Source organism: Neobacillus drentensis, assembly GCF_021560175.1.
Taxonomy (GTDB): Bacteria; Bacillota; Bacilli; order Bacillales; family Cytobacillaceae; genus Neobacillus; species Neobacillus drentensis_A.
In genome coordinates this window covers 456,968-473,587 of the sequence record NZ_CP091110.1, presented here as the reverse complement: position 1 = coordinate 473,587, position 16,620 = coordinate 456,968, and the positions used below count along the sequence as shown (strand labels likewise).

General features: G+C 42.6%; 14 protein-coding genes. 1 reads left to right on the top strand and 13 read right to left on the bottom strand.

Annotated elements, in window-relative coordinates; all coding sequences use genetic code 11:
* Positions 1-2: 2 nt before the first annotated feature.
* Positions 3-482, bottom strand: coding sequence for a VanZ family protein (locus tag L1999_RS02325; RefSeq protein ID WP_235742056.1), 480 nt, complete (start codon positions 480-482; stop codon positions 3-5).
* Positions 483-572: 90 nt separating this feature from the next.
* Here L1999_RS02325 and L1999_RS02320 point away from each other — a divergent pair, with 90 nt between their 5' ends.
* The gene (locus L1999_RS02320) at positions 573-1,025 is read left to right on the top strand and encodes an OsmC family protein (protein ID WP_235742055.1); all 453 of its coding nucleotides are present in this window, start codon (positions 573-575) and stop codon (positions 1,023-1,025) included.
* A gap of 56 nt (positions 1,026-1,081) precedes the next feature.
* On the opposite strand, the gene L1999_RS02315 is transcribed toward L1999_RS02320, so the two are convergent.
* The 12 genes from L1999_RS02315 to ligA form a co-directional block, all read right to left on the bottom strand.
* Positions 1,082-1,513: a YueI family protein gene (locus L1999_RS02315; protein ID WP_235742054.1), complete on the bottom strand. Its 432-nt coding sequence runs from the start codon at positions 1,511-1,513 to the stop codon at positions 1,082-1,084.
* A 395-nt stretch (positions 1,514-1,908) separates the two neighbouring features.
* On the bottom strand, positions 1,909-3,192 hold the full coding sequence (aceA, locus tag L1999_RS02310; RefSeq protein WP_235742053.1) for an isocitrate lyase: 1,284 nt from the start codon (positions 3,190-3,192) through the stop codon (positions 1,909-1,911).
* Between the two features lie 51 nt (positions 3,193-3,243).
* Positions 3,244-4,836: a malate synthase A gene (gene aceB / locus L1999_RS02305; RefSeq protein WP_235742052.1), complete on the bottom strand. Its 1,593-nt coding sequence runs from the start codon at positions 4,834-4,836 to the stop codon at positions 3,244-3,246.
* Between the two features lie 188 nt (positions 4,837-5,024).
* Positions 5,025-5,642 (bottom strand): NAD(P)-binding protein, encoded by a 618-nt coding sequence (locus L1999_RS02300; protein WP_235742051.1) that lies wholly within the window; start codon positions 5,640-5,642, stop codon positions 5,025-5,027.
* The gene (gene cobA, locus L1999_RS02295) at positions 5,639-7,093 is read right to left on the bottom strand and encodes a uroporphyrinogen-III C-methyltransferase (RefSeq protein WP_235742050.1); all 1,455 of its coding nucleotides are present in this window, start codon (positions 7,091-7,093) and stop codon (positions 5,639-5,641) included. Before cobA ends, L1999_RS02300 begins: the two co-directional genes overlap by 4 nt.
* A gap of 19 nt (positions 7,094-7,112) precedes the next feature.
* A complete protein-coding gene (gene nirD, locus L1999_RS02290; RefSeq protein WP_235742049.1) occupies positions 7,113-7,433 on the bottom strand; it encodes a nitrite reductase small subunit NirD in 321 nt (106 codons plus the stop codon).
* Positions 7,430-9,853 (bottom strand): nitrite reductase large subunit NirB, encoded by a 2,424-nt coding sequence (gene nirB / locus L1999_RS02285; protein ID WP_235742048.1) that lies wholly within the window; start codon positions 9,851-9,853, stop codon positions 7,430-7,432. Before nirB ends, nirD begins: the two co-directional genes overlap by 4 nt.
* A 224-nt stretch (positions 9,854-10,077) precedes the next feature.
* Positions 10,078-11,064: a hypothetical protein gene (locus L1999_RS02280; protein WP_235742047.1), complete on the bottom strand. Its 987-nt coding sequence runs from the start codon at positions 11,062-11,064 to the stop codon at positions 10,078-10,080.
* An 83-nt stretch (positions 11,065-11,147) separates the two neighbouring features.
* Positions 11,148-11,375, bottom strand: a complete 228-nt coding sequence (locus L1999_RS02275; protein WP_235742046.1) for a hypothetical protein — start codon at positions 11,373-11,375, stop codon at positions 11,148-11,150.
* A 310-nt stretch (positions 11,376-11,685) separates the two neighbouring features.
* Positions 11,686-13,233, bottom strand: a complete 1,548-nt coding sequence (gene pruA, locus L1999_RS02270) for an L-glutamate gamma-semialdehyde dehydrogenase (protein WP_235742045.1) — start codon at positions 13,231-13,233, stop codon at positions 11,686-11,688.
* Positions 13,234-13,431: 198 nt separating this feature from the next.
* Positions 13,432-14,592, bottom strand: a complete 1,161-nt coding sequence (locus L1999_RS02265) for a CamS family sex pheromone protein (protein WP_235742044.1) — start codon at positions 14,590-14,592, stop codon at positions 13,432-13,434.
* 13 nt (positions 14,593-14,605) lie between these two features.
* Complete coding sequence (gene ligA, locus L1999_RS02260) at positions 14,606-16,612, bottom strand: NAD-dependent DNA ligase LigA (RefSeq protein WP_235742043.1); 2,007 nt, start codon at positions 16,610-16,612, stop codon at positions 14,606-14,608.
* Positions 16,613-16,620: the final 8 nt, after the last annotated feature.

The window sequence follows — 16,620 nt, the reverse complement described above, 5'->3', positions numbered from 1 at the left end:
ATTCATTTGGTGTTTTTCTTATGTTTTGCGATAATTAAAATGATTTTAATAGGAATATAACCCAAAATTCCGCCGAGAGTATTTAATATTAAGTCATCGACATCAAAACTGCCAAATTCAAAGATGAGTTGAATCACTTCAAATGCCAGACTTAAAAAAAAGGTGGCTAGGGTAACGGCTCTAAATCTTTGAAACCCTTTTGTGAGCAATGGTAAGATAAACCCAAATGGGACAAATCCAAGGACATTCCCTGCCAAATTCTCAATTCTAATATTTGGATTGATGTCTGCTTTGTACAAATAAAACTTAATTGTTTTAAAAGGGACGAAGTTATTGTCCCGCCAATGGTATTCATCGTATGTAAAATTAAAATGCTCGATAATTTGAGCTAACGGGATGTATTTAAATAGTATAAGTTTTGACAGTACAGCTATATATAAACACAGAATAAGAAATAGGACTATTTTTGAAAAAATTTTCATTCATTTCTGCTCCATTTTTAAAGTATCCCACATACCATAACATAGTTGTCCGAGGTTGTGGTGATTAAATTCTACTAGGAGGATATGATTATGACAGAACATCATTTTCACTTAAAAGCAAACTGGCCCGGCTTGCGTAATGACGTAGGCGATATTGCGGCCGGTAACTTAAAAACAAAAATATCGATCCCTCCGGAAATGGACGGGCCTGGCATTGGCACAAATCCGGACGAAATGCTGCTCGGAGCGGCAGCAACCTGTTATATTATTACGCTTGCAGCGATGCTGGAGCGCTCTGGCCTGGAAAAGGTTTTATTAACAATGGAATCGGAAGCCATTGTCGATGTGACGAGCGGCGTTTTCACTTATAAAAAAATTATTCATCGCCCACGTTTAGTTTTGAAGCGGGGTGCAACTGAAAAAGACGTGGCATTAGGGGAGAGGCTTGCCCATAAAGCAGAACGTTCGTGCATGATCAGCCGGGCGATTCAAGGAAATGTGGAATTGGAATTGCAAGCAGCCGTAGAGGTGGCTGCTGAATAAAACGGGGAGCCTGAAGCTCCCCGTTTTTTGGTCATATTCGCTATGCACTTTGCTTGTTACCGTTTGAATAATTTAGCGAATAGACCTTTTTTCTGTGGAAGCTGTGCTGGCATCTGGACTTTTGGGCTAACTAAAATTTCTTTTTTGTCGATTGCTGTGCTCATGGCTAATACCAATCCGATGTCTGTGTCATGTTCTTTGTTGGTCACTATCTTATGTTCGAGTTTATTTTTTGCTGCCAGTTTTACATATTTAGATAGCTCTTCATAGGCCATGTTTCCATTTAGTAATAGCTGCGCCTGTGGATACTCCTTCATTGATTGCTCCACTTGAGGATAGATGTTTGTTTCTGCAACTTGGTTTTTGGTTAGTGCCACAATGATTCGTTCACGTAAGGTTCCCAGGTATTTGCGCCGTTCTTCTGGTTTTGTTTCTAGAGGCCCATAGATGCCTTGCTGCAGGACATCTTCAACAGTTTTCCTTTCCAAAGTGTATCATCTCCATCTAAAAGGCTATTATTATGTATGATCATACCCTAAAATATGTGCAGTTCCAAAATGATTATGTACATTGGGTTGCGAATCGCCAGTATGTTTGTTTTATACGCCAGTAATTTTTGCTTTCGCCAGTAAAGTTATCATATACGCCACTAACTTCTTCTTATCCGCCAGTTAGCTCTGCTCATGCGCCAGTGAGATTGTCTTATCCGCCAGTTATCTCCTCCTATCCGCAAGTTGACACACCTCAACCGCAAGTTGGCTCCCTACCCGCAAATTGACACACCTTATCCGCAAGTTAACTCCCCCTATCCGTAAATACCCCTGCTGCCGCCAACAAAAAAATCCTCCCCTCCCAAAGGAGAGCAGGATTCACACTCACAACATTATTTATTACTGCTAAACTGCTCTACTTCCGTTGACCCCTTCAACGCCGTAGTCGAAGACGTTCCACCCGTAATCACCATAGATACCTGATCAAAGTAACCCGTACCTACCTCACGCTGATGGCGTGTGGCCGTATAGCCATATTGCTCACTGCCAAACTCAGCTTCCTGCAATTCGGAGTAAGCAGCCATCCCGCGCTCCTTATAGCCGCGGGCAAGCTCGAACATGCTGTGATTCAAGGCATGGAAGCCGGCCAGCGTGACGAACTGGAACTTGTAGCCCATTCTGCCAAGCTCCTCTTGGAACTTCGCAATCGTCTCCTGATCCAGTTTCTTCTTCCAGTTAAACGATGGCGAACAATTATAGGCTAATAGTTTACCAGGAAACTGTTCATGAATCGCTGCCGCAAACTTTCTGGCTTCCTCAATATTTGGCTCAGAAGTTTCACACCAAATGAGGTCTGCATATGGAGCATAAGCTAACCCGCGGGCAATCGCTTGATCAATTCCAGCCTTCGTACGGAAAAAGCCTTCCGGTGTCCGCTCCCCCGTAATAAACGGCGCATCATTCCTATCAATATCACTTGTAATCAAATCAGCCGCATTGGCATCCGTCCGGGCAACGAGTACAGTGGGTACCCCCATTACATCTGCAGCCAAACGCGCCGCAATCAAGTTGCGTACCGCTGTTTGCGTCGGCAGCAACACTTTACCACCTAAATGTCCACATTTTTTCTCGGAAGACAACTGATCTTCAAAGTGAACACCTGATGCACCAGCTTCAATCATCCCTTTCATTAGTTCAAAGCAGTTTAACTGTCCGCCAAAACCAGCTTCCGCGTCAGCTATAATCGGTGCAAACCAATCGATCGAATCATCCCCTTCTGAATGATGGATTTGGTCTGCACGCTGGAGGGCTTGATTAATCTTTTTTACTACATTCGGTACACTGTTCGCTGGGTACAAGCTTTGGTCCGGATACATATGTCCTGAAAGGTTCGCATCCGCAGCAACCTGCCAGCCGCTTAAATAGATCGCCTTTAGCCCGGCCTTTACCTGCTGGACAGCCTGATTACCAGTCAAGGCCCCAAGTGCATGAATGTAATCTTCTTCATGTAATAATTTCCAAAGCTTTTCAGCACCCCTGCGGGCCAAAGTATGTTCAATATCAATCGAACCGCGGAGTTTGATAACATCCTCTGCAGAATATGGTCTAGAAATACCTTTCCACCGGCTATCCATTTCCCAGCTTTCTTGTAAGTACGCAGCTCTTGAATCTGTCATTTTAAAATTCCTCCTATTAATCTATTAAAAAATTTTAATAATAAGAATCCCCTACAACTGCTGATACCCTGGCAATGTTAAGAAGTCGATAAATTTATCATTTAAAATTAAACGGTCAAATAATTGAACAGCTTCGGTGAATCGACCGCTCTCAAAATTTTCTGCGCCGACCTCCAGCTTAATCTTCTCCAACTCTTCTTGCTTTAATTGCTCATACATTTCGGCAGTCACTTTTCTGCCGTCATCTAAACTACCTTTTGGGTGACGGATCCACTGCCAGAGCTGCGCTCGTGAAATTTCCGCCGTTGCTGCATCCTCCATCAAATTATGGATTGGGGCGGCACCTCTTCCATTTAACCAGGATGCCACATATTGAATTCCGACATTAATGTTGGTTCGAACGCCTTCTTCTGTAATTGTCCCGTTTGGTACCTCTAGCAGGTCAGCCGCTGTAATTGTTATTTTCTGCTGTTTAGCCGTGTGGATTTGGTTTGGTGTTGGCATTTCGCGGTTGAATACTTCCATTGCGACCGGCACTAATCCTGGATGAGCAACCCATGTTCCATCATGACCATCACGGGCCTCACGCTCCTTATCAGCACGGACCTTAGCGAAAGCTTCCTCATTGGCCTGAGGATTATTTTTTATCGGAATTTGTGCAGCCATTCCACCCATTGCTGGTGCTTTGCGGCGATGACAAGTTTGAATTGTTAATAATGAATAGGAGCGCATAAACGGTGATGTCATGGTTACCTGTGACCGGTCCGGTAAAATAACGTCCGGTTGATTTCGCAGCTTTTTAATATAGCTGAAAATATAATCCCAGCGGCCGCAGTTTAAACCTGCGGAGTGTTCCTTTAACTCATACAGGATTTCATCCATTTCAAACGCAGCTAAAATGGTTTCAATTAATACAGTTGCTTTGATGGTGCCTTGAGAAATCCCAAGTTTCTCCTGTGTATACACAAACACATCATTCCAAAGCCGTGCTTCTAAGTGACTCTCAAGTTTTGGCAGATAAAAATAGGGTCCCGAGCCGTTTGCTAGCAGTGTGTTTACATTATGGAAGAAGTACATGCCAAAGTCGAAAAAGCTTCCGGAGATAGGCTTGCCATCTAAAATTACATGTTTTTCTTCCAGATGCAGGCCGCGTGGCCGAACAATGAGAACCGCTGTTTCTTCGTTGAGCTGATAGGTTTTTCCATTTGGATTTTCAAACGAGATCGTTCGGTTGATTGCATCTCTTAAGTTAATTTGTCCTTCAATGATACTTTCCCATGTTGGTGATGTGGCATCCTCAAAGTCAGCCATAAACAATTTTGCCCCAGAGTTCAATGCATTGATGACCATTTTTCGATCGGTAGGCCCGGTAATTTCTACCCGGCGATCGTGGAGATCCTTTGGCAGCGGCGCTACTGTCCAATCACCTTTCCTGATATGCTTTGTTTCAGGAAGAAAATCGGGAAGCTTACCGTTATTCAGTTCCTCTTGGCGTTTAACCCTGTACTGTAACAGTTCCAGTCTGCGCTGACCAAATTTGCGCTCTAACTCTTCAATTAAGTTCAATGCCCCTGGTGTCAAAATCTCATCATACTGGGCTTTTAAAGGCCCAACTACTTCAATACCTGTAGTTTGCGTCGACATGTACTCCCTCACCTCTTTGTTATAATACAGAAATTACCTTCGTTTTGTATTATATAACAGCAAAATGGAAAAGTGAACCACTTTTTTTGAAATTTTTTAAAAATGGATAAACTCCCCTGTCCATATTGAAATCTTTTTATAGGTTTTTGGATATAAAAAAACGAGCACCCTAAAAAAGGTACTCGCTTTTACGTTAATTCCTGATATAAACGCCGGAAGTCTTCGGTGCGATTTTGACTATTTAAGAATTCCTCGCTTACCATTGTGCTCAGTAATTTTCTTTTTAAAGCAGGATTGTCCACTTCCTTGAGAATCCATTGCCTTGTGGTATAAAGAAATTCAAGGTATTCTTCATATCGTTCATCAAATTGCTGTTCTAACACCTCTCGTACCTTCTTGGCAAGGGTGGGGCTTGCCCCGCCGGTCGATACAGCAATACTTAAGCGGCCTCGCTGCATATGCGCCGGCAGATGAAAATCGGAAAGATCCGGATCATCGGCAATCGTCACCAGCTGGTGTTTTCCTGCTAAGGATTTTACGGATCGATTGATGTCTCTATCATCCGTTGCCGCAAAAATGAGTGCTGCACCCTGAAGGTCTTCCGCTGAAAAGAGTTTTTTCTTCCAATCAATCCTTCCCTCAACAAAGAGGTCTTGGAGTTCCAGTGTTGCCTCTGGACTAATCACGATGATTCGGGCTCCTGTATCAAGCAAGCCGTGAACCTTTCGCTCGGCCACCTTGCCGCCGCCAATTATCACTACTTTTTTTCCACCCAGTTGTAACATAATCGGATAGTTTGTCCTCATTCTTGTACTCCCTGTAATGGATACTCTACTAAATAGTTCACTACCGCTTCCTTCGAAGGGCTGACTGGCATCTCGAGAGAACCAAGGCCGGTATTTTTCGCAGCGGCTAGCGTTAATTCTCCCATTGCGATAACCTGTTTACCCTTCAACAACTCTATTGCATGTAGATCACATTCTGCTAGTGCTGTTATAAATGGTTTAACGGACGCACTGCTTGGGAGAATGACCGTATTGACCTGTGCTTCCTTAAGCATTCGTTGAAAAATCGGCAGGAATTGCTGATCTATTTGCTTATGGCTTGTTACCATTACCTCTGATTTTTCAAAGCCTCTTTCTAGCAGTTGATGATCGCCGACAATCAGTGTATTTTCCGAGTCGACCATTTCCGGAGCCAGCTTCGCCATCAATCCCCGCTCACGTAATGCCTTTAGCGTTTTGCCCGACAGCCCCATGAGCTCCGCACGTATGCTGCGAACATCGATTTCCTGTTCAATGACGGCTGTGAAAAACTCTGCCGCACTTTCAGGAGAGGTAAATACTATTTTTTCAAACTGAGTGACCTTGGTGAGATCAAGCGGTAGTTTCGTCACTTTCCACTTTGGAAACTCAATTACATCTGCCCCTTGGGCCAGTAGTTCTTTTGCTAATTCACTTGGGCTGGTACTTGTGCGGGCAAGCAGGATTTGCCGGCCGTATAAAGGCTTTTTCTCAAACCAGCTGATTTTTTCACGCAGGGAAATGACTTCCCCTACTAAAATGATAGATGGATTACTAAACTTGGCCTCCAATACCTTTTTGGAAATATCAGCTAATGTGCCTTGCAACGTTTTTTGCCGGCCAAAGGTGCCCCAGTGAATCAAAATCACGGGTGTAGACGAAGGCTTCCCATGTTGAATGAGATTTTCACAAATAAACGGTAAATTTCCCACCCCCATGTAAAAAGCAATCGTATCCACACCGCGGGCAAGACCTTCCCAATCAAGGAGCGGCTTGCCATCCTGTGATTTGTCATGAGCTGTTACGACAGCGAACGATTCGGCGTACTCTCGATGAGTGACAGGAATTCCTGCATAAAGGGGGGCTGCAATCCCCGATGAAATGCCAGGAACGATTTCAAAAGGAATCTGATATTCAGCAAGAGCAGCTGCTTCCTCGCCCACCCTGCCAAATACGCCAGGATCGCCGCCTTTTAAACGGACCACAATGTTTCCTGCTAGAGCTTTTTCGACTAGAAGGTCATTAATGTTCTCCTGCCTTAATGTATGACGGTCAGGCAATTTGCCGCAATAGATAAGTTCACAATCACTGCTGGCAACCTCTAATAGCTTGGGATTGGCAAGCCGATCATATAGAATGACTTCTGCTTGTTTAAGTGCATCCAATCCTTTTACTGTCATTAGGCCTACATCCCCTGGCCCCGCTCCTACTAAAAATACTTTTCCTGTTTTCATTCTGCAGCCTTCCTTCCCTCTATAAAACAATAAAGATGATATCTTCTATGACTTCCACCTTAAACGTTCTGACATGACCTTCGTCAGGCGCCTGAACTTTTCCATCTAGTAAGGAGATTTTCCAATCATAGACCGGACAATACACAAAATCGCCGCTGATCAAACCTTCAGAGAGGACACCGCCCTTTGGATGGGGGCTGCGGTTCTCTAATGCATAAACCTCTCCAGCAGTTGTTTTAAATAGAGCCACTTCTGTTGTGTCAACTTTGATTGAATATCCAGCTCTTGCTTTTACATTTTTATAATGTGCTACTGGTATACGGGTGATTGTTTCGATCATTTGGATTCACTCCCGACTGAAATGTTATGTCTTGTATAATATTTGTCTTTGATTTCTTCATTTTGAATTGCTTCGTTCCAAGGCTCAATATATTTATTCAAGGTTTGGTCCATTCTTTCGTTTAGGGCTTTACGTGTTTCTTCGTCTGCGAGGACTTCCTTGACATGATCCAGTCCCATCCGCTCTACCCATTTAGAGGTACGCTCCAAGTAATTAGCTGTTTCCCGATAATATTGAAGGTAAGCCCCCGTCATTTCCATTACATCTTCTTCGGTTTTCACCGTACATAGCAGGTCACCAGCACGAAGATCCACACCGCCGTTACCAGCGACATAAATTTCCCAGCCGCCATCTATTCCGACGAAGCCGATATCCTTGATGCCTGCCTCTGAACAGTTCCTTGGACAAGCAGATACGCCCATTTTTACTTTATGTGGTGTATCCAGACGTTCAAATTTCTTTTCCAACTCGATGCCCAGAGCCATTGAGTCCTGTGTACCATAGCGGCAGAACTGCGCGCCAACGCAAGTCTTAACCGTTCGCAGCGTTTTTCCGTAAGCATAACCGGATGGCATATCAAGCTCTTCCCACATGACCGGAAGGTCTTCTTTTTTCACTCCGAACAAACCAATTCGTTGTCCACCAGTTAATTTTACTAAAGGAACGTTATACTTTTCAGCAACTTCAGCAATTTTTTTTAAATCCGCAGCTGTGGTGACACCGCCATACATTCTAGGAACAACAGAATACGTTCCATCTTTCTGAATATTGGCGTGCATTTTCTCATTTACGAGACGGGAATCACGGTCATCCTTATATTCATCCATATGAATCATGCCAAGATAGTAATTGATTGCCGGACGGCATTTTGTACAGCCTTCTGTGTTGTTCCAATCAAGTACATTCATGACCTCTTTTACACTTGCTAAGCCTTTTTCTTTGATTTCCGCTACTAATTCCTCACGGCTCACTGTCGTACATCCACAAATGCTTGTTTTCTGAGCTGCGGCTGCATCAAATTGATCACCTAGTGTGTGAGCTAGAATTTGGCTGACCATTGGTTTACAGCGTCCGCAAGAACGTCCTGCGTTAGTGCAATGGCTGACTTGGTCAAGTGTTGTTAAGCCTTGTGTTTGGATCGCTTCGACAATTGCACCTTTTGTAACACCATTACAGCCGCAGACTAGTTCATCATTTGGCATGGAAGCAACATCATTACTGCCAGCTTCACCGGTGCATTCTGTATGGAAAATAGACACACCGCTGATATCTTCTTTTTTGGTCAGCATTCGATATAATCTAGTACTATCTTTTGTATCACCATAAAGGACAATTCCTACGATGGTGTTGTTTCTAGTTAGAACTCGTTTATAGAGTCCCTCGTACTCATTGTAAACCATAATCGATTTAGTAGTGCCATCTTCAAAAATTTCACCTGCAGAGAATAGGTCCACGCCAGCAACTTTTAGCTGTGTCCCAGTTACAGAACCTTCATATGGCTTCGTTTCATTTCCGCAAATATGACTGGCAAGGATTTTTCCTTGTTCATATAATGGGGCAACTAATCCATACACAATCTCTCTGTGTTCCGCACATTCGCCGACTGCGTATACATGAGGGACACTTGTTTCCATATAGTCATTCACAACAATGCCGCGGTTCACATAGATGCCGCTGTTTTTTGCAACTTGTATGTTCGACTTAATTCCAATCGCCATAACAACAAGATCGGCTTCGACTTCAGAACCGTCTTTAAAGCGAAGTCCTGTAACACGTTCATCACCCAAAATTTCAACGGTTTGTTTCTCCATTAAGAAGTTCATGCCTTGTGATTCTAGTTCTGTTTTTAGTAACGAAGAGGCAATTGGGTCTAGCTGGCGTTCCATTAGATGGGGCATCAGGTGAACGACTTCTACTTTCATTCCTAGGTTTAACAGACCTCTTGCTGCTTCTAATCCAAGCAGTCCACCGCCAATGACGACAGCTTTTTGGTATTGCCCTGCTGACTTGATCATCATTTCACAATCTTTTATATCACGAAAACCCGTTACACCGATTTTGTCCGCACCGGGAATAGGCAAAATAAATGAGTTAGAGCCTGTTGCGATAATAAGTTCATCATACTCAACTTCTCGGCCTTGATCACTGATGACACGCTTGCCTTCTGCATCAATAGTTACAATTGCTTCTCCTGTGTACAACTGAATCTTATTTTCTTGATACCACTCAAGCGGGTTGATAATAATATCCTCAAAGTGGGTGTCACCTTGGAGAATGTTTGATAGTTTAATACGGTTGTAGTTTGGATGCGGCTCTTCACCAAAGATGGTAATGTCAAATTGCTCTGTGCTAAGTTTAAGAATTTCTTCAATGGTTCTTACTCCAGCCATTCCGTTACCGATCATTACTAGCTTCTTCATATCTGGTTGGCTCCTTTATAATTAATAGTTGGTTAATTTTTATTAGTAGGTTTTCTCTATAGTTAGATTGTAAAGGGTCCAACCCTGAAAAATTGTGACGTTCATCACAACTTACACGCTAATTGTGAACATTTCTTAAAAATCAAAGTATGGAAACAGACACTACCGTAACCACTATTAATAAATGGACAAAATAAAAAAGGGTGACAGGCACCCTTTTTATGTTATGCGGGTTGTTTACTCTTTCTTAGTAAGAGCTGGGGTTTGATGATGGTATTGATAACGGGAACAAGGATACCTATTAGCGCTACAGGGGCAAGTTCCCATAAGACCAGCGGCGGGGTGATGAGTATTCCGGTTTTATGAATGGCATATAGGCTGAGAAAATAGGCAAGACTGCCTATGAGCCCAGCGAGCCAATTGGTTCTTTTGAGCAATAAAAAGGCCAGTGGTATCAGGATGATTGTCATTGGCACATAGGAGGTTGGATAATTTACGGCTGCAAAGATCGCTTTCCCGATAAGTCTTAAACTAATGTAAAGAACAGCCCCCGTAAACGGAATCGTAAAATCACGGAAAATCCGAACGGTTACAACGGTCAATATCCCTACCATTAACACCGAATATAGCGGATAAACATATTGAGGGATGCCGCCGAAAATCTGTGAGGCGGGATCCGAAATTAACTGAAGGATTTCCTTAGAGGCAATAGACCTTCCGTGAATGTATTGGTCATAGGAGATTGCCCCATTTTCCTGCTGCATATTCGGAAACAATAAGCATTCCAACAGGAACATCGCAAACCATGTATGCAACGACTTCCATGTTGGTACTTTATACCACGTAAACAAATAATAACCGCGCCAAACGCCAAAAATCATGATGTCTGTTGCTATATAATAAATGAAATGGGTTGGACTCCAGGTCGTTAAATCAATCCCATAGGCAATATGATACGTAAAATCAAGCGGAATGCCGATCAGAAACAGCCCGAATCCAATCGTGATGAGATTTCTTGAGAATCCGTCCAGGTAGGTCAAGTGTCTCCACTCTTTGTATAACAGAATCCCACCTAAGGCAAAACCCATTGTATTCACAATATGGGGAATTGAGTATTCTTCAAATAAATATTTAAAGTGATACGATGCATCCCAAGCGGACCCAATAAATTTTAATAAAAAGGCAATAACCCATAAACGGTAATATTTCAATCCATTCAACTCCTTTCAGTTTTCCTGCACTTTGTTCCCTGCGTCCAGCATCTCATGATTCACCTTTTAAAACATTGCTGTCATTATCCCAACAAGTCAAACGGGTCCCCCAAAATAGCGATAAGGATATAATTAATAGCCAATGCTACACCAAACACAATCCCGGCAGTCCGTACCTTTTTTTGTGTAAACAACTTATAGATAAAGACAACACCAGCACCGACGACAAAAACATTACAGGTTAAAAAGGTCCAAAGCATACTTTCACTATGTTCTACAGCTGTGACATGGAACAAATATAATGGGATCAAAGGTACAAAACCTCCAGGATGATGATTTACCAACTCGTTCTTTTAGTCAAATAATCGTTCTTTATTATGACGAGTTTCATTTTAAAAATGTTTCTTTTTTATCTTGATAAAAGTTTCTTTTTCCCTCTTGCTTTCTTTATATTATCATAGCGGATATATATTCACATAAATTTCTTATAAAGGAATATTATGCATTAAAATTTGAATGGCGGAAAACAATCCTGTCAATTATAGTTTTGTCGCTTTCCACTTTATTATTACATTCTTAATCAAAAAGCCCCTTCTCGAGTGTGAGAAGGGGTATCCTTTATTAATACATTTCAGAAGTTGTTTTCGCCTGCATATGAAGAAGTAAGTAGTCAGGACCGCCCGCTTTTGAGTCAGTACCAGACATATTGAAGCCGCCAAATGGCTGGTATCCTACAATTGCCCCTGTACATGAACGGTTGAAGTATAGGTTACCAACATGGAAATCTTCACGAGCCTGTTCTAGATGGGCACGGTTATTGGTAATAACTGCTCCAGTTAAGCCGTATTCTGTATTATTGGCAATATCAATTGCTTCCGTGAAATCCTTTGCTTTTGAAAAGCCCACAACAGGGCCAAAGATTTCTTCCTGCATGATGCGTGAAGTTGGTGAAAGATCTGCAAAAACAGTAGGTTTAATGAAATAGCCTTGTGAATCATCACCTTCACCGCCAGTCAGCAGCTTACCTTCTTGTTTCCCAATTTCAATATACTCAAGGATTTTTTTATAGGCATTGTTGTCGATTACCGGCCCCATGAAATTCCCTTGCTCAACAGGATCTCCTGCGGTTAATTGGTTGGTTAGCTCGACCACACGATTCACTACTTGTTCATATACATCCTCTACAACTACTGCACGTGAACATGCTGAACATTTTTGACCAGAGAAACCGAATGCTCCAGCCACAATTGACTGGGCTGCAAGCTCTAGGTCAGCCTCTTTATCAACGACAATCGTGTCTTTTCCTCCCATTTCAGCAATTAATCGTTTCATCCAGATTTGACCCGGGCTTAATTTAGATGAACGTTCGAAGATCCGAAGGCCTACATCACGAGAGCCGGTAAAGCTAATAAAACGTGTATCTTTATGATCAACCAAATAATCTCCCACTTCAGCACCGCTGCCTGGAACAAAGTTTAATACTCCTTTAGGCAGACCCGCTTCTTCCATTACCTCAACAAATTTCGCTGCGATAATCGGGGTGGTGGACGCTGGCTTTAATAAAACCGTATTACCTGAGACAATTGCCGCAACAGTAGTTCCGGCCATAATGGCAAAGGGGAAGTTCCATGGTGAAATAATAATGCCGACACCAAGTGGAATATAGTCATAGCGATTGAATTCATTCGCGCGGCTTTGAACCGGAACACCATCTTTTAAAGAAAGCATTTGGCGTCCGTAATATTCAAGGAAGTCAATCCCTTCAGCTGTATCTGCATCCGCTTCTTTCCATGGCTTTCCTGCTTCTTTAGTCATTAAAGCAGAAAATTCGTGTTTACGGCGGCGAATAATGGATGCTGCCTTAAAGAGGACATCAGCGCGAACTTCAGGTTTTGTTTTTTTCCAAGTCTTAAATGCTTCTACCGCCGCTTGCATGGCTTTTTCCGCAAGTTCTTGGGAAGCCTTTGAAACTCGGCCGATTACTTCTTTTTTATTGGCTGGATTGTAGGAAATGATTTTATCCTCTGTCGTAACTCTTTCGCCACCAATGACAAGATCATAATCCTTTCCTAAATAGCTTTCTACAGTCTTTAGCCCTTGAAGATAGGCTTGACGGTTTTCTTCCACTGAAAAGTCTGTCAACGGTTCGTGTTTATAAGGTTGTATCATTTCTAAACCCCTCCTACATGTATGTATTAAAACGGTTCCATTCCAATTTTCATTCTACATGATTCCGAAAAGAGTCGCAATTAAGAAAAGCGGAAGCGCTTTGTCGAGCCCGATAACCATGCAGCTAGACAACACGAAGAGCGTTAGAAATTCGTTGCTGGTTGTAATTTAAAAAAGAGACCCAGCAGCTGCCAGGTCTTATTGATAAATATAAACAAATGGTTCTGTTGCATTTGCTTTTTTGACAATGAGTGCCTCGGGACCATCCACAGACGTTACACTAACGGAAACAGAAAGATATTTAGGGAAATGTTCCATGACAAGACCCGTTACATATTGGGAAAATCCAATTCCCTCTGTTTTTCCATAAAATTGGATTGGAATGGTAATATTTAAATCCTGAAGCTGGTCACCGATATAAAAAGCTCTACCGATTACGCCATTGTAATTAGGGAAATATTGTTCCACATCTTGTTTGAAGTTCAAGAAGGCAATCGTATCATCACGATGGTCATTTTCAGCATCGGTTGAAGGGAATAAGTAATATTTTTCGTCCACCTTTTCCCAGCTATTTAGATCGGAGCTTCCTTGATCCACCGTTGAATAAGTGAAAAAGTTACCAGGTACAACCGATGTCTTACTTTGCTGCTCAAATAAAGCAATGGTGATGGGTATATTAGATAAATTTTTCATTGATCTGATACGTTTAACCACTTCTGCCGCCATTTTCTGGCCTTCTTTTTCCATTTCAGCAAACGGAATCTTTTTCTCAAACGTATCACCATCAGGATTTACTTTATAATAATAAATTGAATTTAATGCCAGACCTATCGTAATACCACCAAGAGACACGTTCCCCTTATCGTCTTTTGTTAAGTAATCGTGCTCTAAAATATGTGCCAGATAGATAGGACTTGAAGGGGCACTGCCAGTTGGACTGGAATTCACTGGGTTCAAACCGATATTTTCGTTTGCCTTCAGTTTATTTTGCTTAAGCTGGGCATCCGTATATTGGCGGTTTAACCATTGTTTAATCGTTGATCCTTTGATTTGCTGCCCTTCTTGAAAATAATACTTATCCGTATCGAACTTGTTCTGGGCAATTCTCATTAATCCCATTTCAAACTCATTTAAATCATACCTTGTATTGATATTGTTAACGACTAATCCGCGCGCTTCCCCTGGTTCAAACGGCAGGATTGTCCGATAATAATTATTCGAGATATTATACTTAGGAATAATCGCTTTCCCTGATGCCTTCTCCTTTGTTTGAACCGTTTCATTTTGCTTTTGAAAGTTTGGTGCACATGCACTTAGCAAAAAGACAAGGGAGAGTGCGAGCAATGAGATTTTTCTCACGTCGATCCACCTCTTATTTATTTAATTCTACTAAAAGCCTCTCCTCGTCCCACACTTCGATACCCAGCTCTTGGGCTTTCGTTAGCTTAGAACCCGCATCTTCACCGGCAATGACAAGATGTGTTTTTTTACTAACACTTCCGGCCACATTGCCGCCGAGGGCCTCAATTTTTTCTTTCGCTTCATTTCGGGATAATTGCTCCATTTTTCCTGTAAGGACCACCGTTTTACCGGCAAATACACTGTCTGATTCTTCGGCAGAAATGGGCCTTGCCCCTTTATATTCCATGTTAACGCCTGCCAATACTAACTCATTTATCAGCTCGATCGCTTCTTCCTGTTCAAAAAACGAGACAATCGAATCAGCCATCTTATCTCCGATTTCATTAATACTTATTAATTCCTCTTTGGAAGCCTGGGCTAATTTTTCCATTGTGATAAATTGTTGTGCCAATGTTTTGGCGGCCTTTGCTCCAACATGGCGGATCCCTAATCCAAATATCAGCTTTTCAAGGGAATTGGCTTTTGAAGCCTCAATCGCTTTTAACAGGTTCGTGACAGACTTTTCACCCATTCTTTCCAAGGCTAACAGCTGCTCATGCGTTAGTTTATAAATATCAGCAACGTCACCAATTAATTTCACAGCAAAAAGCTGACTGATCACCTTTTCCCCAAGCCCCTCAATGTTCATGGCATCACGGGAAACAAAATGAATCAGTCCTTCTCGAATTTGTGCCGGACATTTCGGATTGATACATCTAAGGGCTACTTCCCCTTCTAAACGAACAAGTTCACTTTCACACTCCGGACAATGCGTTGGCATTTGAAAATCCATTTCTTCACCTGATCGTTGGTCAGCCAATACATTTACCACTTCCGGAATGATATCACCTGCCTTTTTAACAACCACTTTATCACCGATTTTAATATCTTTTTCCCGAATTAAATCCTCATTGTGTAAGGAAGCCCGTTGTACAGTTGTCCCTGCTACTTTAACTGGCTCGAGAATGGCAGTCGGTGTAATCACACCCGTTCTCCCCACACTTAATTCAATCGCTAAAAGGGTCGTCACCACTTCTTCAGCTGGAAATTTGTACGCAATTGCCCAGCGCGGGCTCTTTGCCGTTGTCCCGAGCACTGCCTGCTGCGCAAGTGAATCTACTTTGATGACAATTCCATCAATTTCATATGGAAGATGCGGCCGTTTATCAACCCAGCTGTTAACATACTCAATAACGTCCTCAATCGTTGCACATTTTCTTCGCTCTTTATTGGTTTTAAAGCCAAGATGGTCTAGATAATCCAGTCCCTCACTATGGGTCACCACCCCTGTTTCAGCGGTGTTGCCAATCCCATATAAAAATACATCCAGCTTCCGTGATGCTGCGATTTTTGGATCGAGCTGCCGTAATGAACCAGCTGCCGCATTTCTGGGGTTGGCAAATAGCTCCTCACCGCGTTCTCCCCGCTGCTGGTTCAATGCTTCAAACGAGCGCTTTGGCATATAAGCCTCACCGCGCACCTCAATTGATACATTTTCCCGAAGGCGAAGCGGAATTGCATTTATTGTTTTCAGGTTAGCCGTAATATCTTCTCCAATGGTTCCGTCGCCTCGGGTTGCACCTTGAACAAATAATCCATCTTCATAGCGCAAAGAAACGGCCAATCCATCAATTTTCAATTCACCAATATAGGAAACATTGTCACCCACAGCTTGTCGGACCCGCCGGTCAAAGTCCCGTAAATCTTCTTCATTGAAAGCATTACCCAAGCTTAGCATCGGTGTACGATGCTCCACTTTTTCAAATAGGTCAAGAACCGAACCCCCTACACGGACAGACGGAGAATCCGGTGTTTTTAACTCTGGGAATGTTCCCTCCAGCTCTAACAGCTCCTGCATGAGCATGTCATATTCAGCATCTGGTACCGATGGCTTGTCTAACACATAATATTCATAACCATATAGAGTTAAGAGGCTTCTTATTTCCTCGATTTTTTTCGAAGCGGTTTGAAGATCCATATATCCAG